The 25,476-nt window shown below is 59.5% G+C and carries 20 protein-coding genes and 6 pseudogenes; 11 read left to right on the top strand and 15 right to left on the bottom strand.

Features of this window, described 5'->3' with window-relative positions; translation table 11 throughout:
• Window positions 1–295 precede the first annotated feature (295 nt).
• Together DJ69_RS13590 and DJ69_RS13595 are read left to right on the top strand one after the other, a co-directional pair.
• Window positions 296–1,177, top strand: a complete 882-nt coding sequence (locus tag DJ69_RS13590) for a ParA family protein (RefSeq protein WP_099256101.1) — start codon at window positions 296–298, stop codon at window positions 1,175–1,177.
• A complete protein-coding gene (locus DJ69_RS13595) occupies window positions 1,177–1,605 on the top strand; it encodes a hypothetical protein (RefSeq protein WP_099256102.1) in 429 nt (142 codons plus the stop codon). The genes DJ69_RS13590 and DJ69_RS13595 overlap by 1 nt, the downstream gene beginning before the upstream one ends.
• A gap of 88 nt (window positions 1,606–1,693) precedes the next feature.
• Here the strand turns inward: DJ69_RS13595 and DJ69_RS13600 are convergent, their stop codons facing one another.
• On the bottom strand, window positions 1,694–2,140 hold the full coding sequence (locus DJ69_RS13600) for an ester cyclase (RefSeq protein WP_245851693.1): 447 nt from the start codon (window positions 2,138–2,140) through the stop codon (window positions 1,694–1,696).
• Between the two features lie 69 nt (window positions 2,141–2,209).
• Window positions 2,210–2,398 (bottom strand): hypothetical protein, encoded by a 189-nt coding sequence (locus tag DJ69_RS17990; RefSeq protein ID WP_144050453.1) that lies wholly within the window; start codon window positions 2,396–2,398, stop codon window positions 2,210–2,212.
• Window positions 2,399–3,010: 612 nt separating this feature from the next.
• Here DJ69_RS17990 and DJ69_RS13605 point away from each other — a divergent pair.
• Together DJ69_RS13605 and DJ69_RS13610 are read left to right on the top strand one after the other, a co-directional pair.
• On the top strand, window positions 3,011–3,589 hold the full coding sequence (locus tag DJ69_RS13605; RefSeq protein ID WP_099256104.1) for a TlpA family protein disulfide reductase: 579 nt from the start codon (window positions 3,011–3,013) through the stop codon (window positions 3,587–3,589).
• Window positions 3,590–3,591: 2 nt separating this feature from the next.
• Window positions 3,592–4,335, top strand: a complete 744-nt coding sequence (locus tag DJ69_RS13610) for a cytochrome c biogenesis CcdA family protein (protein WP_099256105.1) — start codon at window positions 3,592–3,594, stop codon at window positions 4,333–4,335.
• A 767-nt stretch (window positions 4,336–5,102) separates the two neighbouring features.
• Here the strand turns inward: DJ69_RS13610 and DJ69_RS19215 are convergent.
• The 6 genes and pseudogenes from DJ69_RS19215 to DJ69_RS13645 all read right to left on the bottom strand — a co-directional run.
• Window positions 5,103–5,207 (bottom strand): annotated as a pseudogene (locus DJ69_RS19215) (RNA-guided endonuclease InsQ/TnpB family protein); the annotation flags it as partial.
• Between the two features lie 449 nt (window positions 5,208–5,656).
• Window positions 5,657–7,306: a sensor histidine kinase gene (locus tag DJ69_RS13625; protein WP_099256107.1), complete on the bottom strand. Its 1,650-nt coding sequence runs from the start codon at window positions 7,304–7,306 to the stop codon at window positions 5,657–5,659.
• Between the two features lie 145 nt (window positions 7,307–7,451).
• Entirely contained in the window at window positions 7,452–10,463 is a 3,012-nt protein-coding gene (locus tag DJ69_RS13630; RefSeq protein ID WP_099256108.1) for a hybrid sensor histidine kinase/response regulator, read from the bottom strand.
• A gap of 57 nt (window positions 10,464–10,520) precedes the next feature.
• Window positions 10,521–11,102, bottom strand: coding sequence for an IS6 family transposase (locus DJ69_RS13635; protein WP_245851694.1), 582 nt, complete (start codon window positions 11,100–11,102; stop codon window positions 10,521–10,523).
• Window positions 11,103–11,209: 107 nt separating this feature from the next.
• Window positions 11,210–11,848, bottom strand: a pseudogene (locus DJ69_RS13640) (IS5 family transposase); the annotation flags it as partial.
• A gap of 1 nt (window position 11,849) precedes the next feature.
• Window positions 11,850–11,972 (bottom strand): annotated as a pseudogene (locus DJ69_RS13645) (arsenate reductase/protein-tyrosine-phosphatase family protein); the annotation flags it as partial.
• Between the two features lie 197 nt (window positions 11,973–12,169).
• On the opposite strand from DJ69_RS13645, the gene DJ69_RS13650 reads away from it, so the two are divergent.
• Complete coding sequence (locus tag DJ69_RS13650) at window positions 12,170–12,583, top strand: arsenate-mycothiol transferase ArsC (protein ID WP_394338364.1); 414 nt, start codon at window positions 12,170–12,172, stop codon at window positions 12,581–12,583.
• Between the two features lie 43 nt (window positions 12,584–12,626).
• Here DJ69_RS13650 and hcsS read toward each other — a convergent pair.
• The 4 genes and pseudogenes from hcsS to DJ69_RS13665 all read right to left on the bottom strand — a co-directional run.
• Window positions 12,627–12,749: pseudogene (hcsS, locus tag DJ69_RS18505) on the bottom strand (halo-CC-star protein HcsS); the annotation flags it as partial.
• Between the two features lie 71 nt (window positions 12,750–12,820).
• The gene (locus DJ69_RS13655) at window positions 12,821–13,933 is read right to left on the bottom strand and encodes a peptidase (RefSeq protein ID WP_099256110.1); all 1,113 of its coding nucleotides are present in this window, start codon (window positions 13,931–13,933) and stop codon (window positions 12,821–12,823) included.
• Window positions 13,934–14,177: 244 nt separating this feature from the next.
• Window positions 14,178–14,384, bottom strand: a pseudogene (locus DJ69_RS19120) (MarR family transcriptional regulator); the annotation flags it as partial.
• Between the two features lie 290 nt (window positions 14,385–14,674).
• Complete coding sequence (locus DJ69_RS13665; RefSeq protein WP_099256111.1) at window positions 14,675–15,922, bottom strand: phage integrase SAM-like domain-containing protein; 1,248 nt, start codon at window positions 15,920–15,922, stop codon at window positions 14,675–14,677.
• Between the two features lie 490 nt (window positions 15,923–16,412).
• On the opposite strand from DJ69_RS13665, the gene DJ69_RS17995 reads away from it, so the two are divergent.
• Together DJ69_RS17995 and xacR are read left to right on the top strand one after the other, a co-directional pair.
• Window positions 16,413–16,670, top strand: coding sequence for a hypothetical protein (locus tag DJ69_RS17995; protein ID WP_144050454.1), 258 nt, complete (start codon window positions 16,413–16,415; stop codon window positions 16,668–16,670).
• Window positions 16,628–17,383, top strand: coding sequence for an HTH-type transcriptional regulator XacR (gene xacR, locus DJ69_RS13675; protein WP_099256113.1), 756 nt, complete (start codon window positions 16,628–16,630; stop codon window positions 17,381–17,383). The genes DJ69_RS17995 and xacR overlap by 43 nt, the downstream gene beginning before the upstream one ends.
• Window positions 17,384–17,609: 226 nt before the next feature.
• On the opposite strand, the gene xacF is transcribed toward xacR, so the two are convergent.
• The gene (gene xacF, locus DJ69_RS13680; RefSeq protein ID WP_099256114.1) at window positions 17,610–19,058 is read right to left on the bottom strand and encodes a 2,5-dioxovalerate dehydrogenase; all 1,449 of its coding nucleotides are present in this window, start codon (window positions 19,056–19,058) and stop codon (window positions 17,610–17,612) included.
• Window positions 19,059–19,189: 131 nt separating this feature from the next.
• Here xacF and DJ69_RS13685 point away from each other — a divergent pair, with 131 nt between their 5' ends.
• The 3 genes from DJ69_RS13685 (at window position 19,190) to DJ69_RS13695 (ending at window position 22,617) form a co-directional block, all read left to right on the top strand.
• Window positions 19,190–20,428, top strand: coding sequence for a mandelate racemase/muconate lactonizing enzyme family protein (locus DJ69_RS13685; RefSeq protein ID WP_099256115.1), 1,239 nt, complete (start codon window positions 19,190–19,192; stop codon window positions 20,426–20,428).
• A gap of 71 nt (window positions 20,429–20,499) precedes the next feature.
• A complete protein-coding gene (locus DJ69_RS13690; protein WP_099256116.1) occupies window positions 20,500–21,468 on the top strand; it encodes a sugar phosphate isomerase/epimerase family protein in 969 nt (322 codons plus the stop codon).
• Window positions 21,469–21,471: 3 nt separating this feature from the next.
• Window positions 21,472–22,617: a Gfo/Idh/MocA family protein gene (locus DJ69_RS13695; protein ID WP_099256117.1), complete on the top strand. Its 1,146-nt coding sequence runs from the start codon at window positions 21,472–21,474 to the stop codon at window positions 22,615–22,617.
• Between the two features lie 48 nt (window positions 22,618–22,665).
• On the opposite strand, the gene gfo6 is transcribed toward DJ69_RS13695, so the two are convergent.
• The gene (gene gfo6 / locus DJ69_RS13700; protein WP_099256118.1) at window positions 22,666–23,760 is read right to left on the bottom strand and encodes a D-xylose 1-dehydrogenase Gfo6; all 1,095 of its coding nucleotides are present in this window, start codon (window positions 23,758–23,760) and stop codon (window positions 22,666–22,668) included.
• Window positions 23,757–24,626: a fumarylacetoacetate hydrolase family protein gene (locus DJ69_RS13705; protein ID WP_099256119.1), complete on the bottom strand. Its 870-nt coding sequence runs from the start codon at window positions 24,624–24,626 to the stop codon at window positions 23,757–23,759. Before DJ69_RS13705 ends, gfo6 begins: the two co-directional genes overlap by 4 nt.
• Before the next feature lie 102 nt (window positions 24,627–24,728).
• On the opposite strand from DJ69_RS13705, the pseudogene DJ69_RS19300 reads away from it, so the two are divergent.
• Window positions 24,729–25,232 (top strand): annotated as a pseudogene (locus DJ69_RS19300) (IS6 family transposase).
• Window positions 25,233–25,476: the final 244 nt, after the last annotated feature.

A 25,476-nucleotide genomic window follows, 5' to 3' on the forward strand; every position in this document is an offset into this window, starting at 1 on the left:
CCGTAACAGTAGGTGTAAATTAAAACTGATTATTACTAAATAAATCACTCGTATTCAATATAGCACAGGAAGGTGCCGTAGCTTGAGGATTTTGAACAGAACAGCGGATCTGTGTCGTGCTGATGTATTCGGTGTATTCCATTTATGAGTAGGATACATGTCTGTCTTCTTTCTGTACCTTAGACATCTATCTTAGATATATAAGATATACTTCTCACATTGATAACTCAATTAGACAATTACTACAGATGTGTGTCTGACGTACGTTTATGTGGTTAGTGTCTGATCATACCGTATGCTCTCGTACACAGTTTACAGCGAGGCTGGCGGCGTTGGGAAAACGTCGTTGACAGCGAATATCGCCTGTGCGCACGCCCGGGCTGGGCTCGATGTGCTGGTGATCCCGCTAGACCCCCAAGACGGGAACCTCAGCCGACTGTTCGACGTCGACGACGACCGGAGTGACTCATCTGCAGATAGTCTTGTCAGACACCTCGTCGATAACCCAGGTGGTGACTTCGACGATCTGATTCGAACGGCAGAGGGAATCGACATCATTCCGGAACACAACACCCTCTCGGATCTCTCCGACCACTTAGCCCGCGAGAAAAGCCGGGCAGAAGACTTCGGCGATGCGTACAACATCTACGCGCAGCTCCGCCGTGTTCTCGTTGAAAATGATGTGCCAGACCGGTATGACGTCCTCATCTGTGATCCCCCGGCGACGGAGTCAGATCACCTCTATAACGCGATTTATGCGACGAGAAACCTCCTCATTCCGTTTGAGCCGTCAGCGAAGGGAGAGGCGTCCGTTGAAGGCTTAGAGGAACTCGCGACGAACTTTGCGGACGAGTTGAATATCGAAGTCGGCGTCCTCGGAGCGGTCCCAATCGAGTTCAAGGGAACGAAAGATCAAAACGAGATCGTCGAGGACGTGCCCTTCGAAGTTCCCGAGGTGATCGGCGATCGGACGTCGATGATGGAAGGCTGCTGGCGACACCAGTGTAGCGCGTTCGAGTTCGTGCGAACCCACCGGAGTCGACGCCGGGACTACGAGGTTGATACGCTGGCAAAGTTCGATCGAATCGCTCGCTTCCTTGAGACCCAAGGCGGAATTACTGCCCCCGCTCCGCCTGAACCAGGCGCGCTGGAAGATCCTGAGGAGGTGACCGTCTGATGGGGGGATTCAAAGAGGGTACCGTCAACGGGTGGGACGACGAGGAAGCGGACAGCGGTGAGCCGGAAGTCGAAGCAGCTGCTTCGTCTGATGCAGACGCGAACAGCGACGAAGGGCAAACAGCCGAGGTGGCGACAGAGACTGGAGCTGGAAGCGCCGACGAAAGTGGCGGAAACGACACAGCAAGGAGTGAGATCCCCTGGGTGTTACGCCGGAATAGCATCACTGACGGGCGCGAACAGACAGTCCAGCTTCACCTCCAAGAGGAGACGCTGAACGTCCAGCGGACACAGAAGTCGATTATTGAGAGCCGGCTCGGAGAAAGTGTCCGGAAGGCCGATCTCCGCGAGGCAGCGTTACTCGTCGGCCTTCAACACACGGACGATGTCGTCGACGTGCTTGAAGAATGGGGGTACGCTCTCGACTAAGGCGCGACCAGTAGCGTAGTGACGCGCTCACGGAGGAACAGAGCGTTCAACGACGCCGGAAGGGTCGTGTTCACGCGGTACGTTCGGATCAGGTATTCGTTTCAGGAGAATCAGTCAGCGGAAGCACCCCGACGTCTTCAAGGAATCCCACCCAGTGTGGATAGGTACACGTTTCCACGAGCCGGCCGTCCTCGAATTTGTTGAGCTCGAGACCTTCCATCTCAATGGTCTGGTTAGTCGGTTCGACGCCCTTGTATCCGCCTTCGTGGGTTGCCGTCACCGTCCAGCGGACCGTGACAGCGTCACCGCCGTCGCCGACGATGACGTCGTCTACTCTGTACTCCATGTCGGGGAACATCTCTCGTGTAGTGCGAATGAGACTCTTGTAGAGTTCTGGGCCACCCGTCTGGATCTCTCCGCCGCGAGTAAAGACGAACCCATCAGCGACGATCTCATCGACCACATCGAGATCGCCGTCTGTCCATGCCTCCTCGAAGAGCTGACGCATCCGCCTAGCGTTTGACGAGTCAGTCATCGTCGTATGGTGGTCCCGTGTGTGCGATTGTTAGTATTTGTTCCGCTGAACGCTCAGCAGTTGGTAGGACTACCGCGTTGCATACGGTGAATGGACTGAGAAAATACCGCTGCCGACGTTGGAGGGCTCGCTCGGCTCCTTGTAGGCGTACTCTTCGACATCGTCGACGGCGGCCACCTTGTGTTCATCACCGTGGCCCGTCCAGTCCGAGTGGACGTTCATCATCAGCACGTGGATCACCGCTGGAGCGAACGCCAAGGCATCGGCAACAGGCTCACCGACGGCGATCGTCGGCTGGACACCAGTACCGAACCGTTTTGTGCCGTCGTATCCGTTCGCACCAGAGAGCCACGTCTCCAGTGATAGATCCTTGTTGAGTCAGTACGTCGACGACGTATGGTCGGACACGACACGCCTTCGATCGAGCCGCGTTGATGGTTCCCTCTCGGCGATCTATCACTGACTTTCCCGCTTCGCAAAGACATCAACTCTGTCCGCTCCCACGGAGACGGCGGTTTTCCTCGTCGCCTTACTGCTGTTCACGCTGGGCGCGACCTTGTTCTCGCTTACCTGCCTCGCTGTCGGAACGGGAATCGGACTACTGCGCTATTGGAAAGTGGGTCTGCGGCGGTGGACAGTAGTGCTGTCGTTTCCATCGTTGTACCGGTGTTCCCGCTCCTCGTCGTCGGTATCTGTGCCTCCTCGTTTCAGTGGGGCAGTCGCACGTACGTGTGGCGAAGCAAACTCGACGTAACCGTATCCTCGTGATCCGGACAGTTGCACACACGAAGTCGTTCAGAGAGGGTAAAATGCGGGTTTTACTTTCCAGACAGGATATAACCGTCCAATTCAGAATTTCACAGACAGCGTATGTCCTCCAGTAACCGCAGAGGATTCCTTGCAACGGTGAGTACCGGACTCGCAGTAAGCCTGACGGGGTGTGGGAGTCGTGGGTCCCCCACGACAACAACGTCACAGTCTCCACCCGACACAACAGCCGAGAACAGCGAGACAGACGCGAATTCTAAGTTAGCTCTCCCGTCTGTCGTCACGCATGATGAGTTTCCCGATGGTGAGGTCACACTCAAACCAGACGGGAAAATCGTACTGTTGAACTTCTTTGCGACGTGGTGTCGCCCGTGTCAGGAAGAGATGCCGGATTTCCGCAAGTTGCGGGCCGCATACGACACTGAGACACTTCATATGATCTCGATCACACCGGAAGTGGACGAGACGCTCATCAAGCAGTTTTGGGACGAATACGAAGGCACGTGGCCAGTAGTGAAGGATCCAGGGTTAGTTGCGACTGACCGATGGAACGCGAATAGCTATCCGACGAATCTCGTATTCGACAGTGATGGAACTCCTGCAATTGGGGACGAACCAGCAGTCAGCGCACGGACATTCGAGGAGTTCAACTCCGTGGTTGAGTCGCTACTGGAGGCGTGAGGATGGCTGGACTTGCACTTTCGTCCCTGTTTGGTCTTTCCTTTTCGGCTGGAGCAGCGACCTTCTTCGCCCCGTGTGCCTTTCCGCTACTCCCCGGATACCTCTCGTATTTTCTGAGTGATACTGTATCTGCTGTTGATGGTGGCTCCCCGGCTTCTGCAACAGGGACAAGTACAGTGGTCGCACGGATCCGCCGCCCGCTCACTCGTGCGGTGCTCTTCAGTGCGTTCGCTGGGGCCGGGATGACGGTCGTGTACGGTAGTCTAGCAGGCACAACAGCGTTTCTCGGTGCACAAGCGCTGGCTGAAATCGCACTGATGGAACTCATCGTTGGAAGTTTCTTCGTTGTCGCCGGGAGCCTGATGGTGGCTGACTGGAAGCCGTCTCAGTCGATCGTTCGACTTCCAGAGCGAAAACGCTCACTCAGCGGGTTCTTCGCCTTCGGTGCGCTGTACGCTGGTGCTGCGGCGGGATGTACTGCGCCGTTGTTCATCGCCATCATCCTTCAGGGGATGTCTGCTGGTCCGCTACTCGGCGCTGCCAGTGCACTCACCTACGCGGTCGGAATGAACTCGATGCTTGCCGTATTCACGTGCGTAACGTCCCTCGGTGGCTCGTCGATCACGGCCACGCTCAGATCTCACACCCGGACGATCTATCGGATCGCCGGCGGGCTTCTCGTCTGTTCTGGTGCCGCAGAAATCTACTATTACTTCTACGGTTTCCCGGAGGTGTTGCCACAGTGAAACGGTCTATCCAGTTGGTGACAGTCTGTGTCGTCTGTCTGCTGCTCGTTGCAGGATGTACTGCACCAACCAACATCTCACAGTCCGCCCCTGAATTGACCGCGGATGATGTGACGGACACGAGCACGTTGACTCAAGCGCATACTGCAACACTTCGATCGCAACCGTTCACCGTCCGATCGACAACAACAATTCGAGATGCTAACAACACATTTACCGCTACGGTCAACCGGTCGTGGCACGTTGATCCGCGACGGCCAGTACGGGCGCTCGCAACTCGGAATACAACAGCCACCGGCGATGCGCCGAGAAGCTATCGGCAGGCTCCAGAACGAATCTCATCGTGGCGACACGGAAACGAGACGACCGTTCGCGTCGAATCAGGTACGGAGGTCCAAATCCGGCAAGTCCAGCTACTCAACACCTCGGTTAGACTCAACAGGGCGCTCCATCGGCAACTCATCTACAGATACAGTACCCGGCAGAACACAACAGTCGAGTCGTTCACCCGAGACGGGACCCAATTCTACCGTGTGACGGCGGATCTGAACGACACGCACGTCGCTTCAAATGCGTCGATGACACTACTTGTGAATCAGCGGGGATACGTCCAGCAGATCAAGACGAAACAAACGGTCGCGTACCGCTCTGGACCACGGGTAATCACGGAAAGAGTCCGGTTCAGCCGGACCGGTAACACCAGTGTGGAGTCACCACCGTGGGTTGAGGCCGGTGTCTAAACGCCTGACGGTAAGCTAACCCACCGGCTACAGCCGTGGGCTTTCAGCGTGGACTCCCGCTCTGACCAATTTCCCGGCAGGAGTGTCATATTCTCCGTTCGCGTTCAGCGTCCCGCTGTTCAAGCGCACGCCTGCGGAAACCTCAGCGGGTTTGCTGCATACAGAGGATAAGCTCACCGGCTCTGTTGGAATCCTCATCAAGTGATATTTCCTGACCCAGTTGTGGTCAGTATAGACAAACTATTTATCACCTGAGTAACGGGGGCGTAATATGCCCGGTCGCCCTTCACAGTCAAAACCGCTACAGTACGTCGGCGCACTTGTCGCTCTCATCGCTATCGTTGGATACGTCGTCTTTGACTGGAGATTCGGAGAAAGCGACGAGATCGCTCCCTTTGTTATCGGGGTTGTCTGCGCTATCCTCGCAGTGGGGTGGACGCTTTATCAGCGTCGCTGATGCCATCTCCCCGTCCAATAGATACAGAGCTCTAATCGACTGGCTGTTTCAGTCGATAATGTGTCTGAATGATGGGATTTCAACAGAGCCAGTTCACCAGAACAGACTGGACCTATCAACCGGCTCACTCCATGGATTCGACACCGAGAATCTCGAAGCGAGCACCACCCGTCTCGCTCTCGGCCACCTGAATCGTCCATCCATGCGCAGTGACCATCTCAGCGACGATAGCGAGCCCAAACCCGGTACCCTCCTTGCGAGTTGTATATTCTGGCTCGAACACGGAATCCCGGTCTTCTTCGGGGATACCAGGCCCGTCGTCGGACACGTAGAATCCCGGTCGGTCAGGAAGCGCTCCAACGGTGACCGTCACGTCCGGGGCGCCGTGGTCGAGTGCGTTCCGAAACAGATTTTCCAACAGTCGTTGGACTCGCACCGGGTCGGCTTTGAATGTCATGTCGTCATCAACCCGCAATTCGGCAGTATCCGTTTCGACCATCTCCCAGCTCTTATTTGCGATCGACGAGAGTAACACGGCGTCCCACTGCTCGACCGGTTGTCCCTCACGGGCAAGCGTGAGAATCTGGTCGATCAGATCGTCCATCCGGTCCAATGCTCGCTCGACGGCCGCTACGTTGTCATTCTCCTCCGACAATGCCATCTCTTCGCGAAGTAAGTCGAACCGCCCTGTGGCCACGCTGAGTGGATTGCGGAGGTCGTGGCTCACTAAACTGGCGAACTGTTCGAGGCGTTCATTCTGCCGCTCTAACTCCTCGCGGTATCGCTCACGGTCGGTCACATCCGTGAGAACGATAGTTCGACCGAGACCCGATGTGACCGTCCCATAGGGAGTCTCCGTCACACGGTAATACCGCGTAGAGCCCTCCTGCTGGATCTTCAGAATGGTCGTATCGCTGTCGAGGCAGTCGGCTATCCGCGGCAGTGTTGTTTCCAGAGAGAGACGCTCTGCTCCGTCGAGCTCGGGGAACAGGGTCCGCGCAGCACGATTCGTGTCCCGGATGTAATTGTCCGCGTCAAGTGCGATGACTGGTGTGTCCCGTTCGGCGGCCAGTTGGAGGGCCTCGAACTGGTCGATGTAGATGAACGCAACACCAACGGCGAAGACGGCGACCCCCAGCGGCTCGTATGTGATGTCGATGAGGTAGGGCGTGATGTACCCGACAAGATCCAACACGACGGGGAGGCCAGTGATTCCGACGAGACCGAAGAGCGCCCGTGTGTCGAGGTCGATCTGCGTGAACAGTTCCAGGAGCATGAAGTAGCCAACAAAGGCGAGGGCGTACGAGAGCCCCATCGCGGTCCAGTGGAGTGCCCCCGTGTACACGGATAGATGGGGAAACGGGGTAGCGACGGCTGTCGTTGTGAAGTATTCGTGGTGGAGGGGGTTGGTGATCTTCACCGCGACGAGTGCGACGTAGACGGCGATAGCGAGGCGACGATATGTTGGGTTTCGGTGGTAGGTACGGCCGGTGTATGCAGAACAGAAGTAGAGCCATGCCCCGACTGCCGCGAGACCTAGCACCAGTCCGAGGGTATACCACCCGAGTTTGAGTGCTGTTGTCGGGGAGACCAGAAAACCGACGTGAGCAGCCGCCCACCCGCCACTCGTCAATAGGAGGGCCCACAAGCCTCGTCGCGTGTCTGCGTCAGTGATATGATGAAGTCGTGTGACGCTCACAAAACAGGCGAGTGCGGCCAGCAAAAACACACCAACATAGAGCAAGAAGAGCGAAGATGCTGGTAAGACCGCCATAGCGGATGTATTAGAGCCGTGAATATCACTCTGGCGTCATCGATGTGCTTGGTCTTGATACCCTGCGAGAGACGCACCCTGTATGCAGCACGGGACTTCTGGCAGTTGCAGCGGAGTCGTCGACGAGAAGAGGGTGCCGCCGATCTCAATCCGCTTTCGGAAGTGTAACGGTGAACACTGCGCCCTCCGGCTCGTTGTCCTTGACCTGAACCTCACCGCCGTACTGATCGACGAGCGTCTGCACCAGATAGAGACCGATGCCCGTACCACTGCTTTCGAGACTCCGCTCGCCTTTCCCGAAGATCTGCTCGCGTTGGTCTTCAGGAATCCCCGGTCCGTTATCGGCGACTTCCATGTACACGTCGTCGTCTCGTTCCTCGGCAGTGACCTCGACTATCGGCGTGTCCTTGTCGTTGTGCTGGACGGCGTTGTTCAAGAGGTTCCGAAACACCGATGAGAGCATCTCATTCGCCCGAACGTCGACATCTGGAATCGGTTCGTCGATGCTGATCTCTGCATCCGCGTGGGCCTCTCGACGAAGGGCTATTTCGGTCGTTAGTACCTGCTGTAACCCCATTGGCTTGATGTCGACCTCCTCGTCGCTCGTCAGCGTCTCGACGTAGTCACGGGCGATCTCTGTGAGCTCGACAATGTGTTCACCGCTCGTGAGAATCTTCTCGAGGTGCTCCGCTCCCGCGTCGTCGACGTGGTCTTCGAGCAGTTCGCCCCACCCGAGCATGACCGCCATGCCGTTGCGGATGTCGTGGCGAACGACGCGGTTCAGCATCTCCAGTTCCTCGTTGATCTGCTCCAACTCGTCTTCGTACCGCTGCCGCTCGGTTACGTCCCGGACCGACGCGAGGTCGGCCGACGCGCCCTCATACCGGATGGCGGCGGCACTGACTTCCGCGACTCGCTCGCGTCCGTCCTTGGTCTCGAAGGTCACAGTGTACCGCGAGGGGGGCGAGTCGGCGTCCGGATCAAGTCGTCGTTCGTATCGGTCCCGGAGGAGTTGTCGGTCCTCCGGCGCGATGATATCAGTGAACGTCATCCCCAGGAGTTCTGCTTCGTCGTAGCCGGTGATGTCCGCCAGCCGAGAGTTGACGAAGACGAACTCGTGGTTCTGCATGATCACGACGCCGTCGTGGCTCTGCTCGACCAGAGTCGCGTATTTTTCGCGCTCCTCTTCGAGTTCCTGTTCGTGTCGCTTTCGCTCGGTGATATCGACGAACGACGACATCAGGGCGATCGGTTCGCCCTCCTCATCGGTCACATAGCTTGCCGAACAGTAGGCTTCAAACGTGGTGCCGTCGTCGCGAACTGCTCGGAGTTCGCCTTCCCAACTCCCCGTCTCTTGAATCGGCTGGGCAACGTTCGCAGCGGCCTCGGGGTCGGCCCAGAAGTCAGTGACTGATCGCCCGATGACATCCGCTGCCTCTTCGTATCCCCACATCTCACAGAGGGCGGGGTTCACGGAACGCAACTCGCCATCTAAATTCGCGATCGCGATGCCGCTCAGGGCGGATTTGCAGGCGTACTCGTAGATCTGGAGTTCCCGCTCGCGTTCCTTACGTTCGGTGATGTCCTGGAAGACGCCTCGAACGAGTTCCGTCTCCCCGTGTTTGTCCAGGCCGACTTCGCCCCATGTATGGATGGCCCGGATCGTGCCGTCGGGACGGACGATGCGCAATTCGAGGTCGAACTCTTCTCCGGCCTCGATTGCACGGGTGACTGCAGCGGAGATCTCGTCGCGATCGTCGGGGTGATAGAAGTCGATCGCGTCCGCTAAGGTCGGTTCGTAGTCATCATCAACCCCGTGGATGCGACGGATGCCGTCGGACCAAGTGAGATCATCCGTCTGGGGATCGTACTCCCAGACACCGACGTCGGCGATGTCTTGGACACGGCCGAACAGGAACTCCTGTCGTTCGAGTTCCCGCTCGCGCTCTTTGCGCTCGGTGATGTCGCGGAATGCCCACAGGCGACCGTAGTTGGTGCCGGCGTCACCGATGACGGGAGCCGAATAGCGGTCGAAGATCCGACCGTCCGTGAGCTTGACTTCATCGCGACTCGTTTCTTCGGGGCGTTCGTAGAGGTCTTCGACCAACTCCATGAACGCGTCCGAGTCTGCGAGTTTGTGCTCGACGACCCAGTCCAACAACGCTTCGTCCGATTCCGTCTCGACCACCTCTTCGGGAATCTCCCACATCTCCCCGAACCGATCGTTGTAGGAGACGATCGAGCGGTCCTCGTCGACGACGAGTAGCCCGTCGATCGTCGTCTCCATCTGGGCCTCCAGCAGCGAGGACTGGTACTCGAGTTGTTCCTGGGACTCCTTTCGCTGCGTTATGTCTGTGATGAACCCCTCGAGTGCGACGGCCTCGCCGTCTTCGAACACGCCCTGGCCCTGCTCCCAGACCCACCGCTCCGCGCCATCAGCAGTCCGGATACGATATTCGACGCGGAACGGCTCTCTCGCCTCCAGAGCATCTTGGATAGAGTCCCAGACTCGGTCATGGTCGTCCGGATGCATGATGTCTCGACCGTAATTGACGTTGCCGTCGACGAGGTCCGACGGCTCGTATCCCGTGAGTTCGTCACAGCCATCGCTGACGAAGAGCATCGGCCAGCTACGCTCGTTTCGACAGCGATAGGCTATCCCCGGAACGTTGCTGAGCAGCGTCCGGAAGCGTCGCTGACTTTCCTCGAGGCGGTATTCCGCTCTGGTCTGGTTGACTGCGTTTTCGACACGGTTGGCCAGGACCGTGTACTGGTCAGCGCCGGACTTCTTTTGGAGGTAATCGGTGACGCCGGCCGAAATGGCGTCACCCGCGACTTCCTCGCTGCCCTTCCCGGTGAATAGGATGAACGGCAGGTCGGGGTGCGTTTCGCGCACCGCTTTCAGAAATTCCAGGCCATCCATGCCGGGCATCTCGTAATCGCTGACGATGCAATCAACCTCCGCTTCGGAAAGTCGCTCAAGCCCTTCACTCGCACTGGGTGCCGTTTCAACATCGAACCGCTCATTATCCCTTTCGAGGAACTGGGCAGCCATCTCGGCGAAGTCAACGTGGTCATCAACGTGAAGAATAGAAATAGACTCTTTGTTACCCGGCGGTCTCGAGGAAGTAGTATTCCCGCCATCGGGGGCGACCATGCTCGAATAATAATTCGAAGTGGCATATAAATCTGGAGGGCGATCGAGCGGTAGTGTTCAGATAAGCTGATTCCATGCGAACGCGAACGATCTAAGCCACTTATCAGCAGTTTCTGCTTTGGCGTTGCTGAAACAGTTTGAGAAACTGGTTGTTCTGCGTTTTACCTCACGAAAAATACGTTCGATGCTGTTCCGATTTCCATGTCGTTCGTATCTAAAATCGAGGTCGTGTTTGTCACAAGCTCGGTGAAGTGGAACCGCTCCATCAACGAAAAAGATCGCGTCATCTACATCGTGTTTTTCGCGGAGTTCCGCGAAAATCTGACCTGCGATCATATTCGTTCTTGTCGGTTCAAGCTTTGTATGGAGCAAATCGTTTGAATTAGGATCGACAGCGGCGTACAGCCAATATTGTTCATCCTCAAGTTGAATCACTGTTTCATCGACCGCAACGTGATTCGGGCACCGACCAGATTCCGGCTGCAAATCGGTCTTGTGAACCCAGTTATGAACGGTAGATCGAACCCGATCAACACCAAATACCTCAAGAAACAAAACAGTATTCGAAAGCGACAATCCTGCTAAATGAAGCTGAATACTGAGCTTCATCAACAGCTTCGGTGTTGCCTCTCGCTCCACAAACTATAAGTTGATCTTGTCTAAACAGCCGCTGAGGCGGTCGTTTTCGGGCATAAATCACTTTGAAAACGCACCGCCTCACTTTTCAATTCTTATCTGAACACCGCCTTCACAGCCGAGCTCACGGTTTTACCCATCGAGCGCTGATTGTAGCGGGTATCATCGATTCTGGCGTTGTGTGCGTGGTCGTACGGAGCGAAGATACGGTGCTTGGCCAGCGGTCTGATGCCGAGATCGCGTAATCCTTTGCGGAGCGATTGTTTGTCATAGCCTTTATCGGCCGCGAGAGACCGCAGATCGACCGCGTTCCGGCGGGCAATCTGCTCAGCAAGGTCTGCGTCGCTTCCTTCCCGGTTCGTTGAGCAGTGTTCGTCAAGGACGGCTTGAGACGCTGTATCGACGAGCTTCGTGACTTTCAGCTTCTGAACGCGGTAGCTGATTCGCTGGCAGTAGTGGCGGCTGGCTGGTGAGCGGTCGTAGAACGTGGCGTCGATCGCGGCGTGTTCAGAGAGATCGTGCAGCTGCGTCGACTGGCGCAGCTGCACTCGACAGACGCTCATGCGGATCCGGTCGAACGCCTTACACAACATGGGCGGCGCAGGAAGATCGGCCGCGTTGAGGCCGGAATCTCCGGTTATTTGCGGCATCTCTTTTAGTAAGTCGATTGTCATGCGGTAGGGTGAATCGAGGTAAATCCGCAGACAATGGAGGGAAACAAGCGCACAGTCGGCGAATCCGACGCCACCTCTCAACACTGTCTTCGAGTCCACGACGGTCACGCTCGCGTTCGGCGAACGCTGTTGCCATCTGACTGCGACCAGCATTCTGTACACAAACGAATCCTAGAGTAACCGGCAAACTATCACTCATAAACAGCAGAATCGATGCCGTCGACTTGAGAACATATAGTGATGTATATACGTCCCAATAGCTCAACACGGGTCTGAGAGTACTTCTCAGATAGCCTATCAAGAGCCGTTGTGCCTGAAGTAACAGCTATACCGATCCCACTCGCTTGTGGAGGTGTGACTGAATCCGATGAGCGGACGGACCACCAGGTCGCGTTCGTGTGCGTCCAAAACGCAGGACGGAGCCAAATGGCGGCGGCGTTCGCTGAGCGCGAGCGCGACCGTCGCGGTGTGGGCGATCAGATTACGATCGTGACCGGTGGCACACAGCCCGCGGACTACGTCCACGAGATTGTCGTCGAAGCAATGAGAGGGCGAGACATCGATCTCAGCGACCGAACGCCGCGAGAGGTGACGCCGGACGAGCTACAGGCGGTCGATCTCGTCGTCACGATGGGGTGTTCGGCATCGGACGTGTGCCCGGCGACGTGGAACGGCGAAAATCGCGATTGGGGGCTCGACAATCCCCACGAGCGTCCGATCGAGCAGGTTCGTGAGATCCGTGACGAGATCAAAGAACGTGTCGTCTCGCTGTTCGACGAACTCCTGTCGCAGACGCTGTCCGCGGAGTGACGATTGGCAGGGTCGTCAGCCGGAACGACCTCTGTGACCTCCGCTAACAGCAGCCGTCGTCGTCGGCGCCGCAGACGCTCCCGTAGTCGACACCGGTCTCGTCGCCGACCGCCTCGTTACACTGCATCACTATGGTAGTGAACGCGAACTCCGAGGAGGACTCTTGCTGTATATCTCCCCTGATGTACATTTTAGCAACGCGGGTTCACTCTCTCTGCTCCGAGAAATGTAACACTTTCAAGCGCTAGTCCCATTATCGAGGCGGTCAATTCGGTCCCCGAGCGCGACGTTCACCGAGAGCGGGTTCGGTATACGCCGCCGTGACGGCTCCATCGCATGAATCTCGGCGTATCTTTCGAGCGCTTCGGCAACCGTGGATGCGCCGACTCGCTTGGCTGCATACTCGTCTGCCATCCGGATCCCACGACGGGAGGCCCAGAACCCGACGAGTAGCACCACGAACGATGTGCCGAGAAGGAGCCATCGTGGACCCATACCGGTAACTGAGGCGATCAACGCGATCCCGGCGATGAGGACTGTACTCACTCGGATTTCGAATACGTGCGATCGCAGCTGGCCAGCCTCGATCGCCAGCAGGGCCGTCGCAATCTTGTCATCAAAGGCGTTCAGGAACGTGCTTGTGACGAATAGACGTCGGTACCCGGGAGGACCACGGGCGAGGGTGTTGGCTGTCTCCTCGTCATCGGTGTCGAGAACGAGAACATCTCGAACGTCGAGACCAGCGTGGGTGCGAAGCGTCGAGAGTCGCTCGGCCGACTCACCAGTCGGTTCACTCGTCTCACGCAGGAGGGGAACGATCCACGGGGAAACGTAGAGGACGATGACTCCCATGAGAGCTAGACCGATCGTAAACCCGAGCGGTGAGGCGCCAAATGAGACGACCTTCAGGGGTGCGATTATCACCGCAACGAACCCACTCAATCCGATGGTATAGTGGGCCATTTTCATAAGTGTAGACCGTGTCGACAGTTCGATGTCGCGAACGTCGCGAACACCACGCACTGTGGGTGCATAAGCGGCGATCCAGACGAATCCCGCAGCGAGGAATTCAACGAAGCTGGTGAGGATCGGTTCGAGGATATCTGGAACGCTCGGGACGCTCCCCACGAGCGCGGGGCCGAACCCGAGTAGTGTCAGAAGACCATAGGCGAGGAGCGTCACCGGAAACAGCACCCCGGCATACAGGAGACGATACTTCCCGACGGGATTTGACAGTCGACGCACGATAGCACTTCCCACTGCCCCGGCGATCACTCCGAGCAGGACGAGTCCGAAGAGCGCAGCGACGGCTGGCCCGAGCTGGGGCGGGGACGCTTGGAGGGAGACCATACGAACACGATTCTTTGAAACTAACAAAATCGTGTCGAACTCTAGGGAGGTGAGAACGGCTCTCCGAGGCATCCGCTTTTTTATTTGGATCGAAGGGCGGGAGTTCCTGTTCCCAGCCCTTCTCGGCGTAGTTGTCGTCAGGTACTGACTCGAAGAATTGAACGAGTGAATCGAGCGATTCGAGCCGTCGCTTGAGTTCACTGGCTCGGCTTGGGTCGACGTAATAGACGTTGTCTGCTCGTTCGATAAGCCCGTGCTCAAAGAGACGAGCCATCGTGCTCGAGGTGGCGGTCTCGCTGAGGGCTGTTCGATCTGCGATTTCGCGTGGGGTGAAGCCGTATTCGCGGTGTGCGACAAGGAAGCTGAGAGCGCAGTGCTCGTTCGTGTCCGGCTTGATCGGGAACTGATCGTCACTCGTGAGTTCGTCAACCGGCACGGGCATCCGTACCATTACGTGTCACTAGATGACAGTACGGTCGGGACGCTCTTTGTTCTCGACCCTGGCCGAAGTTCCTCACGGACCCTCCGCATCCTCTAGTGGGATTCCCGCGTCTTTAGGCGCGGGAGGAGGTCAATAACGCTAGCTCTGTTGAAACGGATAATGAGACCAAGTCAGCCACCGGCCGGCGGTGTCCGGCCGGAACAGTGAAGGGATCGAGGAGAGTTATCCCGCGTATCCGATTCTCGAGCTAAAACCGTCGTTCGCCGTGCTAGAACGGATGCATAGCGCTCCCTGATCAGCTACTCGTGGCTTTCGTGTACCGAACCATCGACCTCTGAGAGCGCTTCGGTGGCAACATCGCCGAGTTCGCCGGCCTCGATGTGAGAGTACCGCTCACGCACCATCTCTTCGGAGTTATCGAGATACCGGGCCGCCACCGTGTACCCAAAGGCTCGAACAAGAACTTCTCCCATCCCACGACGACCACCGTGCGGGGCGAGATAGTCGTGTTTCGGATGTTCGATGTTGATCTCGGCGGCCTCGGAGAGCCGTTGAAGAATCGACCGCGCGCCGTCCGTCGTGATCGACGGCGGCCGAAGGTCCTCATCGAGCGCTAGCAGCAGGTCGCGAGCGTACTCCTCACGGCGTTCACCGATTGCTTCTGGGCGTTCCCCTCGTTCAGCTAACTCTTCCTGGACGAGCCCTGCGAGCGTTCGCTGGTCGAACGTCGGAAATACGGGCCAGCGTTCCGTCGGTGGATCCATCAGCTTTCGGTAGCTTCGCAGCGGAGAAATCACTGGATCGGGGAGACTGGCGGCGTCCCACTGCTGTTTCTTCCGATAGACATCCATACTCCCGTCCTCAAGGGAGAGGTCCTCCCAGCGAACGCCACGCCGGCGCGGGTCATTTGGATCTCGGAGTAGTTCGCCAACACGCACGGCAGTGTACGCGAGGACAAAGACGAGTGCTCGGTCACGAGCCGCCTTCAGCGCCGCGTAGCGCGCTCGCTGTTTATCGAGGGGAGTCAGTTCCTCCGGGAGTGTCGTGTACGCCTCGACGGCGTCGCGGGCCTGTTCGTCGACGTAACGGGTGAGGGCGTGGCGCTGTTCGGACGTCCACGCCTGCTGGTCGCCGGGCTTGCGGCCGTCGTCTGCCGGCAGCGGCGCCATCGCACTCGCCCGCTGCGCGTAGTGGGCCTCGAGATAGCCCTCGTTGACACACCACCCGCACCACGCAGAGATATAGCGGTAATAGGTTTGTACCGTGTTTTGCTTGAGTCCCCGGTCTCCAGCGAGATGCCGGGCGTATTCGCGGAACACGCGTTCGTTGAGGTCCTCGAAGGTCGGCTCCCGGTCGGCGTCGTCGGGGACGATCCCGGTCCAGTCGTCGTCGCCGCGGTCGCCGGCGGTCCACTCAGCGAACCGCTCGAGCTCGCGGGCTGCGTTTCGTCGATAGTTTCCGCCGTCGCCGCCGCGGCCTTTCCCCTTGTCCTGGAGGTAGCGCTCGAAGCTGTCGTCGAGCGGCGTGAAAAGCGCTCGATCAGGCATCTACCGGCCCTCCACCCTCCTGCGGGCCCGCTCTCGGTGCCTCTACCCCGGGGGAAGCGACGTCGTGAGGCGGTTGCAGCATTCGTGCTTCACTGACGGCGTCGGGGTACTTCAAAGTGGTCCTGATTATGCCAATAATCAGGACCACTTGTTGTATTCGGCCCATCGAGAGATATTGGACATCTGGGGCCTCTTACCACCGAAATTCAGAATTAGAGGATATTGTATATCGTATATCGCTATACGAAATTCCAGGCCCGCGGAAGATCACGGTTTCGGAGGATGTTTTCGATGACATCGCGTTCCGGGAATCACGTGACTTCGAACACGCAGCGGGCCCGACAAAGTTCGCGATCACCAGACGGCGTCGCACTCACGGGGATGACACGGGCGGCGTGGGGACCCCTGTGTCCAGCGAAGAGTTGGCCCTCTCGGAGGCACTAACAGTGGTGTCGTCTGCAGGACGCACGAGGCCGCCACCGAGGTCGTAGTGGACGAGACAGAGAACGAGGTCAGCGAGCCACGACGCCCGCGGGCGGCAGTCGGAATCCGTGAACGCGACGACGCCGACGAAAAAGGCCCCGATGAAGAGAGACAGGTTGTTCACCACGTGCTTGCCATTGACCCCGGTCCTCTCGTTCTGCTTTCACAGCAATCTGTTCTCTATACCGGAACGTTTATTCAGGACATACACGATCGATCGATATGGATGCGAAAAATCCCGTGCGGACCACCGAGAAGACCCTAACGCTGATCGAGGAGCTGATGACCAAGGAGCCCTGCGGCGTGAGCGAACTGGCGAACGATCTCGAGATGGGAAAGAGCGCGGTTCATAACCACTTGAACACGCTGCGAACGCACGGCTACGTCCTGAAGGAGGGAGATGTCTACCGCCTCGGGCTGAAGTTCCTCGAAGTTGGGGGACACAGCCGGAAGTCGATGGAAATCTACCAGATTGCAGAGCCCGAGGTGAAGTCGCTCGCGGCCGAGACCGGCGAACTCGCGAACCTCCTCGTCGAAGAGCAAGGAATGGGCGTCTATCTGATGCGAGCCAAAGGCGACGAAGCCGTCGATCTGGACACGCACGCAGGGCTTCGAACGAGCTTACACACGACGGCGCTCGGGAAGGCGATCCTCGCAAACCTTTCCGAGGAACGCGTTGAGACGATACTCGACAGACACGGACTCGAACGGAAGACGTCGCGGACCGTCGGCACCCGCGAGGAGTTGTTCGACGTACTGGCGGAGATCCGCGAGCGGGGCTACGCGGTCGACGACGGCGAACGTCTCGAAGGGCTCCGATGTGTCGCCTCAGCAATTACTTCTTCCAGCGGCGAGGTCCTCGGCGCGATCAGCGTCTCTGCACCCGCCAACCGCGTCAGCGATGAGGCCCTTCACGGTGCCCTCCCAGAACGCGTTCTCAGCGCGGCGAACGTGATCGAGTTGAACATCAACTACTGACGCGTTCTGAGAGTCGGAACGACGTTTCGACGCGGCTGTGGCGGCGTCGGATCGACGTGTACAGCTGGTTTATTGGTATTCTCGTCTACCAATTACGTTCGTAGTAGTGTAATGTTATAACAGCGCCCCGCCAACAAGGTGTTCCAAAATAGGGAACGAATATCCGCAGCGAGAGTCAGACGGCCACAACACCTCGGTCGCCCAACCCGTAGTGAGCGTTCGTGCTTCAGTAGCCGTCGTATACCGTCTTCTCGATGGTGTAGAACCGGAGGCCGGCGTCGCCCTGCTCGCGCCACGTCTCCGAGGAGGAGCGCTTGAAGCCGCCGAAAGGAACGTGAAGTTCGAGCCCGGTCGTCTTCTCGTTGACCTTCACCACGCCGGCGTCGATCGCATCGACGAAGCGATTCGCCTCCCCGTGGTCGTCGGTGACCACGCTCGCCGAGAGGCCGTACTCCACGTCGTTGGCGACCGCGATCCCCTCCTCGAAGTCGCTGACCTCGATGACGCCGACGACGGGCCCGAACACCTCTTCTTGGGCGATCCGCATGTCGGGCTCCACCTCGGTGAACACCGTCGGCTCGACGAAGTGACCGGTCTCGACCGCGTCGCCGTCTGGGACGCCGCCGCCCGCTGCGAGCGTCGCGCCCTCGTTCGAGGCGACATCGATGTAGTCGAGAGTGGACGACAGCTCCGCCTCGCTGACCTGCGGACCCATCTCGTGGTCGTGTCCTGGACCGACGTCGATCGACTCTGCGCGCTTGACCAACTCCGCGACGAACTCGTCGTGGACGGCCTCGTGGACCACGGCCCGCGAGCATGCGGTACACGATTGGCCAGTCGTGCCAAATCCGCCGGACGCGACGATGTCGGCTGCCTCGGCGGGGTCCGCCGACGACGTGACAAGGGTGGGGTTCTTCCCACCCATCTCGGTCTGGACGCGCTTGCCTTCGCCGGTGGCCTGCTCGTACACCATCTCGCCGACCTCACTGCTGCCGGTGAAGGAGACCAGGTCCGTCCCCTCACTCGTGATGAACTCGTCACCGACGGTGCTTCCCGGCCCGGTGACGACGTTGAGGACGCCGTCGGGGAGCCCCGCCTCATCGAGCGCCCGCGCGACCTCGATCACGACGCCTGGTGCGAGCGAAGCCGGCTTGAGGACTACCGTGTTTCCCGAAACGAGAGCCGGCGCGAGCTTCCAGGCGGGGATCGCGATCGGGTAATTCCATGGTGTGACGAGCGCTGCGACGCCGACCGGCTCCCGGCGAGTGTAGAGGTTCGTGTCGCGGCCGCTGGACGCCTTCCGGGTCCCCGCGAGGTCCGACGCCTTCCCGGCGAAGTAGTGGAAGATATCGATCGTACGCTGGACCTCGCCGGCCGCTTCTGGGCGGGCCTTCCCCTCCTCGGCCACGAGGATATCCGTGAGTTCCTCTTTCCGTCCGTCGAGTATCGTTCCCGCCTCCCGCAGGATCCGACCACGCTCCGGACCGGGAGTGTCCCGCCATGCCGCCTCGGCCGTGGCGGCGGCATCGACAGCCGCCGCGGCGTCCCGCTTGTCGGACCGCGGATACGTCGCGACGACCTCGTCCGGGTTCGCCGGGTTCCGGACCTCGATTGTCTCTCCCGTCTCCGAGCCTCGCCATTCGCCGTCCACGTAGTTCGTTGTGGGCTTCGACATCGATTCGCACTTTGACGGTCGCACACTCATGTCTTTTGGTCATCGGCCTGGGCTCGACCGCGACGTGATCCGTCGAGGGTACGCTAAGTTCCCATAGGCTTTTGTAGCGGGTCACCGGACATTTGGCCGTCATGGTCGATCACGCGAAGCTTCGCGACCCGAACGCGGAGTATACGATGCGGGACCTGTCGAGCAAGACGATGGATCTCACGAAGCCACGGGGCGGCGTCCGCGACGCGGAGATCACGGACGTCCAGACCACGATGGTCGACGGGAACTATCCGTGGATACTCGTACGCGTCTACACCGACGCGGGCGTCGTGGGCACCGGCGAGGCCTACTGGGGCGGCGGCGACACGGCGATAATCGAGCGGATGAAACCCTTCCTCGTTGGCGAGAACCCGCTCGACATCGACCGCCTCTACGAACACCTCATTCAGAAGATGTCTGGAGAGGGGTCGATCTCGGGAAAGGTGGTTTCGGCCATCTCGGGGATCGAGATCGCGCTCCACGACGCTGCCGGGAAGCTCCTTGACGTTCCAGCTTACCAGCTCGTCGGCGGAAAATATCGCGATGACGTCCGGATCTACTGCGATCTCCATACGGAGAACGAAGCAGACCCGGAGGCCTGTGCCGCCGAGGGCATCCGCGTCGTCGAAGAACTTGGCTACGACGCGATCAAGTTCGACCTCGACGTGCCCTCCGGCCACGAGAAAGACCGGGCGAACCGACATCTCCGCGAGCCCGAGATCGACCACAAAGTTGAGATCGTCGAGGCGGTCACGCAAGCTGTCGGCGACCGGGCCGACGTCGCCTTCGACTGCCACTGGTCGTACGCGGCCGGCAGCGCGAAGCGGCTCGCAGCGGCGGTCGAGGAGTACGACGTATGGTGGCTCGAAGACCCTGTCCCGCCGGAGAACCACGACGTCCAGCGGCGGGTCACGGAGTCGACGACGACCCCCATCGCGGTCGGCGAGAACGTTTATCGGACGGCCGGCCAGCGGACCCTTCTCGAACCGGGGGCAGTCGACATCATCGCCCCGGACCTTCCACGGGTCGGCGGCATGCGCGAGACCCGCAAAATCGCCGACCTTGCGGACCTGTTCTACATTCCCGTGGCGATGCATAACGTCTCCTCGCCGATCGGGACAATGGCGTCCGCGCAGGTGGCCGCGGCCATTCCGAACTCCCTGGCCGTCGAGTACCACAGCTACGAGCTCGGCTGGTGGGAAGACCTCGTCGAGGAGGACGACCTGATCCGGAACGGACGGATGGAGATCCCCGAGAAGCCTGGGCTCGGACTCACGCTGAACCTCGACGCCGTCGAGGAGCATATGGTCAGCGGAGAGGAGTTGTTCGACGAGGCGTAAGTCGAAGTCAAGCGCGGAGATCTCCGAGGTCCGCCCATAGTTTTATTTTCTGACGGGGCGAGCGGGATAGCATGGACGTAGGAGTCCTAACAGTCGTACTCGGTGACGAACCGCTCGACGAAGCGCTCGAATATCTCTCCGGACTCGGCGTCGGTACGGTCGAACTCGGCTGCGGCGGATTCGTTGGGGATGACCACCTCGACCGGAAGGCGTATCTCGACGACGAGGCGGCACAGCGCGAGCTGCTGGAGCTGGTCGACGACCACGATCTCTCGATCAGCGCGCTCTCGACACACAACAACCCGCTCCATCCCGACGACGAGCGGGCCAAGCGCGCGACGACGGAGATCCGAGAAACGATCCGGCTCGCCGATCAGTTGGGCGTGGACACCGTCAACACCTTCTCCGGGCTGCCGGCGGGGGGGCCAAATGGAGAGGTCCCCAACTGGGTCACGGCCCCGTGGCCGCCCGAGCACGCCGAGGCGCTGGAATACCAGTGGGAAGAGGTCGCAATACCGACGTGGACCGCGCTGGCGGAGCACGCCGCCGAGCACGGCATCGACATCGGCATCGAGATGCACCCGAACATGCTCGTGTACGAGCCAACCGGCATGATGCGTCTTCGAGAGGCGACGAACAAGCATGTCGGCGCGAACTTCGACCCTTCACACCTCTACTGGCAGGGGATCGATGTAGCCGAGGCGATACGCTTCCTCGGTGAGCAGGACGCCATCCATCACGTCCACGCAAAGGACACGAAGGTGTACGAGTCGAACGCTCGCGTCAAGGGTGTCCTCGACACTGAACCGTATACGGCCGAGCCGGACCGCTCGTGGCTGTTCCGCTCGATCGGGTACGGCCACGGCGAGGCCCATTGGAAGGACATCGTCTCCACGCTCCGGATGGTCGGCTACGAAGGAGCGCTCTCGATCGAACACGAGGACTCGCTCACGTCGGGTCGAGAAGGGCTGGAAAAGGCCGTGGACGTGCTCTCGCGGGCTGTCTTCGAGACGCAGCCGGGCGACACCTACTGGGCCTGAACCATGAGCCTGACCGTTGGATTTCTCGGATACCGGTTCATGGGAAAGGCACACGCGAACGCGCTCGCGCGGCTCCCGATGTTCTTCCCCGACGCGCCGGATGTCGAGCGTGACGTCTTGATCGGGCGCGACGAAGAGGCGCTCTCGGCGGCGATCGACCAGCTTGGATTCGATCGATACGCGACCGATTGGCGGGACACCGTCGACGACGTCGACGTGTTCTACAACCTTGGTCCGAACAATCTCCACCCGGATCCGTCGATCGCGGCGCTCAATGCGGGTACCCACGTGTTCTGTGAGAAGCCGCTCGCCCACGACCTCGACGCGGCCAAGCGGATGGCGAGCGCAGCCCGCGAGAGCGACATGTCCACCGCCACGGCGTTCAACTACCGCTTCGTCCCGGCGATCCAGTACGCCAGAGAGCTCGTCGAGAGCGGTGCGATCGGCGAAGTGTACCACGTTCGCGCACGGTACCTTCAGGACTGGCTAGTCGACCCGCAGGCCCCGTGGAGCTGGCGGAACTCGGCGGACATCGCGGGTTCGGGCGCGCTTGGTGATCTGGGCGCGCACTCGATCGACCTCGCGCAGTTCCTCCTCGGGTCACGGGTCGAGCGCGTCTCGGGGCACCTGCGGACGTTCGTCAATGACCGACCCGTTCCCGGAGCGGACGACAGCGATGCCCTCTCCGCAGCCGGGTCCGACAGCCGGGAGACCCGGCCGGTCACGGTTGACGACGCGTACTCCGCCCAGGCAGCGTTCGCGAACGGGGCCATGGGCGTCTTCGAGGCCTCGCGGTTCGCCACGGGACACAAGAACGGGAACACGATCGAGCTCAACGGGTCGGAGGGGGCGATCCGGTTCGATCTGGAGCGGCTCAACGAGCTGGAGGTCCTTCGAGGAGACGGTCGAGGCTTCGAGACGATCCACGTCACGGACGACGCGGATCCGTATGTGGATCGATGGTGGCCGGCGGGTCACAACATCGGCTGGGAGCACGCGCTCGTCCACGAGAACTACGAGTTCCTCTCCGCAATCGGGAACGGAGAACCGTACGAGCCCGACTTCGAGACCGGGCTCGCCGTCCAGCGGGTCCTGGATGCGATCGAGCGGTCAGACGAGCGCGGCGAGTGGGCTGACGTGCGGGCCTGATCCGGCCGCGGACGGGATTGTCCGAAATGGCCGGCAGGCGACTGGCCCTTAGACGGCTTCGACCGCGACGTCACCGCCGCGCTCAGCCGCGGCGTAGATGGCCTTCATCGTCCGCATGTCGACGAGCGCGTGGTCGCCGTCGGGGTAGGGGTCGGTCCCGGTCAACAGGCAGTATGCGAAGTAGTCGAACTCCTCGGTCATCTGGTTGACCCGATCGAAGTCGTAGTCCACGGACTGCGAGCCGATCGACAGGCGAAATCTCCGCTCCTGTCGGTTGTAGAACGCCGGATCAAGCGCGACCTCGCCCTCGGTTCCCGTCACGCGGAGGAAGCTCGACTGAGCGGCCGACTGGCTGGCGGTACACGCTGCGAGCGTTCCGTCATCGAAGTCGACGCCGAAACTGACGTGTTCGTCGCCGACCGCATCGAACGGTTCAGACTCGACAGTCGCCCGGGCCCGGACCTGGACTGGATCGGCGTCAAGGACGAATCGGGCGGTGTTCAGCGGATACAAGCCGATGTCCATGACCGTCGCGCCGCCCGACAGCTCGGGGTCGAGTCGCCACTGGTTCGGGTCGGGAACGACCTCGTCGAGGAGCCGTTGTGACATGTGCCCGTGGACCAGGACAGGATCGCCGATCGCGCCCGCATCGACGAGCTCTCTGGCCCGACGCACAGCCGGTTCGGTCTGCATCCGGTAGGCGACCATCAGGGGAACGGCTACGTCGTCGCACGCAGCGACGAGCCGTTCGGCCCGCTCGACCGATGCTTCGAGGGGCTTCTCACAGAGGACCGCCTTCCCGAGGTCGGCGGCCGTCTCGACGTACGGGAGGTGAGCCCCGTTCGGCGTGACGACGTACACGGCGTCATAGGCGTCCTCCGCGACCCCGTCGTGGAACTCCTCGTAAGTGATCCCGTGTTCGATCGAGTCCGCGAGGTCAGTCGCTGCTGCGACCTTTTGCGCGGAGCCGCTGACGACGGTAGTTGTCTCACAGAAGTCGGACGCCTCGACAGCGGGGATGGCCTGCTCGCGCGTCCACCAACCCATCCCGACCATCGCGAACCTAACCGTCCCGTTCGTCTCCTCTGACTGCCAGTCGCGGCGGGTGAACCCGTCGAGCGAGGGGACGACATCGTCGGTCATACCGAGACCACGCCGTTCGAGAGCGTCCCGATCTCCTCAATGGTGATGTCGATCTGGTCACCCTCACGCAGGTCGAACGGCTCTTCGGGGACGAGCGAGGTGCCGGTCAGAAGCACCGACAGCTCCGGGACGGCGTTGTGTCGAGTGAAGTACGAGACGAGTTCCTCACAGGATCGGACCATCTGGTTCGTGTTCGTTGCGTCCTCGTACACGACTTCCCCGTCGCGCTCGATGGTCATCTCCATTTCGAGGTCGCGAGGGTCGTCCACGTGGTCCTGCGTGACAACGCACGGACCGAGCGAACAGCTCCGGTCATACACCTTCGCCTGCGGCAGGTACAGCGGGTTATCGCCCTCGATCGATCGGCTGCTCACATCGTTGCCGATCGTGAAACCGACGATCTCGCCGCGGTATAGGACAATCCCCAGTTCCGGCTCGGGGACGTTCCACGCTGAATCCCCCCTGATCCCGACGGCCTCTCGATGACCGACCGTCCGCGACGGCGTGGACTTAAAGAATAGCTCCGGGCGTTCCGCGTCGTAGACATCAAGGTAGATGTCCGGCATCGAGCTTTCCTCCTCTCGAGCCTGTTCGCTGATCTCGTAGGTCACGCCAGCCGCCCAGACCTCTGAGGCGTTCACCGGAACCGTCGCATGTTCGTCCACCGTCGACCGTTCAATGGTCTCGGCCTCATCGAGCAGGCTGGTGGCGATCTGATCGATCGAATCTCCGTCAACACTCGCCACTCTCGCCACGTCCCCAAACGATCGGAGATCCGAATTAGCGCTCGTGAGATCGTACGTTTCGGATCGTCGAGTTACCGCTATACGTCTGTTTCCCGATAGGTTTAGCTGACTGTATCGCATCCGTCTACATCTCACTGTGGCCTGATATAAAAGTACGGCTCAAGAAACCCGTCACGTTAACTTAGTGAATGAGGCGTTCGACTTCAGAGTGCTGAGACCAAAATCAAACGTCTCAGCGAACGTATCGTGTGTATCGGGTTGTCGTTTGTGGAGCGAGATCGTACGCTGCGCCGGGTGATTGAAAAGGGAATTCGCGGTCACTTATGCGGCATGTCGATCCGTGAGATAAGTAACTGTCTCGAAATGTTTTGGAGCGGACGGAGACACGTCGCTATTCACAACTGGACTCAGAAAGTCGACCTCGACTGTCCCCGAGGATCAACTCGCGGTTGGCGAAAAGATGCTCCGCCTTTACCGTCAGAAATTCTGGCTGTACGGTGCGGTTGATCCATATATCAACGAGATCCTCCATATGGGCTTCTATCCAACCGCAAATAAGCAGGCAACGGGATGATTCATCATCAAACTTCATCGATGCTATCAGCTCGATAATGTCAAAATCATGGCCAATGACGCAGACTCTGTCGGACCAGTTCTTGCTGAAGATGGGTATCGATTGCGAGTGATTCGATCTGCAATGTCGCGCTTGAGACAGCTCAAAGCTAGCTCGAAGCGCCCGCAGTCTGCCATAATTCACGCCAAAGGTAACGCGATCGAAGCTTGGTATAATCTCAACACCCCTGACTGGCGACAGCACACACGTTCCGTTTCACCATCGGCCTGAATTGCTCGGTTCGGGTTCACATGTATTGACATCCTCCCCGCGCTGAAGCGCGAGGATTCCCACGGCACCGTACCGCTGGATTGGGATATTGTGGTTTACGATGTGGCCTGTTCTTGAGGCGCGAAT

Source organism: Halorubrum persicum, from assembly GCF_002727125.1.
GTDB lineage: Archaea > Halobacteriota > Halobacteria > Halobacteriales > Haloferacaceae > Halorubrum > Halorubrum persicum.

Excerpts from the sequence above, each read along its gene's own strand:
- DJ69_RS13595 (WP_099256102.1), top strand. The coding sequence starts at position 1,177 with ATGGGGGGATTCAAAGAGGGTACCGTCAACGGGTGGGACGACGAGGAA.
- DJ69_RS13695 (WP_099256117.1), top strand. The coding sequence starts at position 21,472 with ATGAGCCTGACCGTTGGATTTCTCGGATACCGGTTCATGGGAAAGGCA.
- gfo6 (WP_099256118.1), bottom strand. The coding sequence starts at position 23,760 with ATGACCGACGATGTCGTCCCCTCGCTCGACGGGTTCACCCGCCGCGAC.
- DJ69_RS13600 (WP_245851693.1), bottom strand. The coding sequence starts at position 2,140 with ATGACTGACTCGTCAAACGCTAGGCGGATGCGTCAGCTCTTCGAGGAG.
- DJ69_RS13690 (WP_099256116.1), top strand. The coding sequence starts at position 20,500 with ATGGACGTAGGAGTCCTAACAGTCGTACTCGGTGACGAACCGCTCGAC.
- DJ69_RS13685 (WP_099256115.1), top strand. The coding sequence starts at position 19,190 with ATGGTCGATCACGCGAAGCTTCGCGACCCGAACGCGGAGTATACGATG.
- DJ69_RS13630 (WP_099256108.1), bottom strand. The coding sequence starts at position 10,463 with ATGGTCGCCCCCGATGGCGGGAATACTACTTCCTCGAGACCGCCGGGT.
- DJ69_RS13590 (WP_099256101.1), top strand. The coding sequence starts at position 296 with ATGCTCTCGTACACAGTTTACAGCGAGGCTGGCGGCGTTGGGAAAACG.
- DJ69_RS13610 (WP_099256105.1), top strand. The coding sequence starts at position 3,592 with ATGGCTGGACTTGCACTTTCGTCCCTGTTTGGTCTTTCCTTTTCGGCT.
- DJ69_RS13655 (WP_099256110.1), bottom strand. The coding sequence starts at position 13,933 with ATGGTCTCCCTCCAAGCGTCCCCGCCCCAGCTCGGGCCAGCCGTCGCT.
- xacR (WP_099256113.1), top strand. The coding sequence starts at position 16,628 with ATGGATGCGAAAAATCCCGTGCGGACCACCGAGAAGACCCTAACGCTG.
- DJ69_RS13625 (WP_099256107.1), bottom strand. The coding sequence starts at position 7,306 with ATGGCGGTCTTACCAGCATCTTCGCTCTTCTTGCTCTATGTTGGTGTG.
- DJ69_RS13705 (WP_099256119.1), bottom strand. The coding sequence starts at position 24,626 with ATGCGATACAGTCAGCTAAACCTATCGGGAAACAGACGTATAGCGGTA.
- DJ69_RS13665 (WP_099256111.1), bottom strand. The coding sequence starts at position 15,922 with ATGCCTGATCGAGCGCTTTTCACGCCGCTCGACGACAGCTTCGAGCGC.
- xacF (WP_099256114.1), bottom strand. The coding sequence starts at position 19,058 with ATGTCGAAGCCCACAACGAACTACGTGGACGGCGAATGGCGAGGCTCG.
- DJ69_RS13605 (WP_099256104.1), top strand. The coding sequence starts at position 3,011 with ATGTCCTCCAGTAACCGCAGAGGATTCCTTGCAACGGTGAGTACCGGA.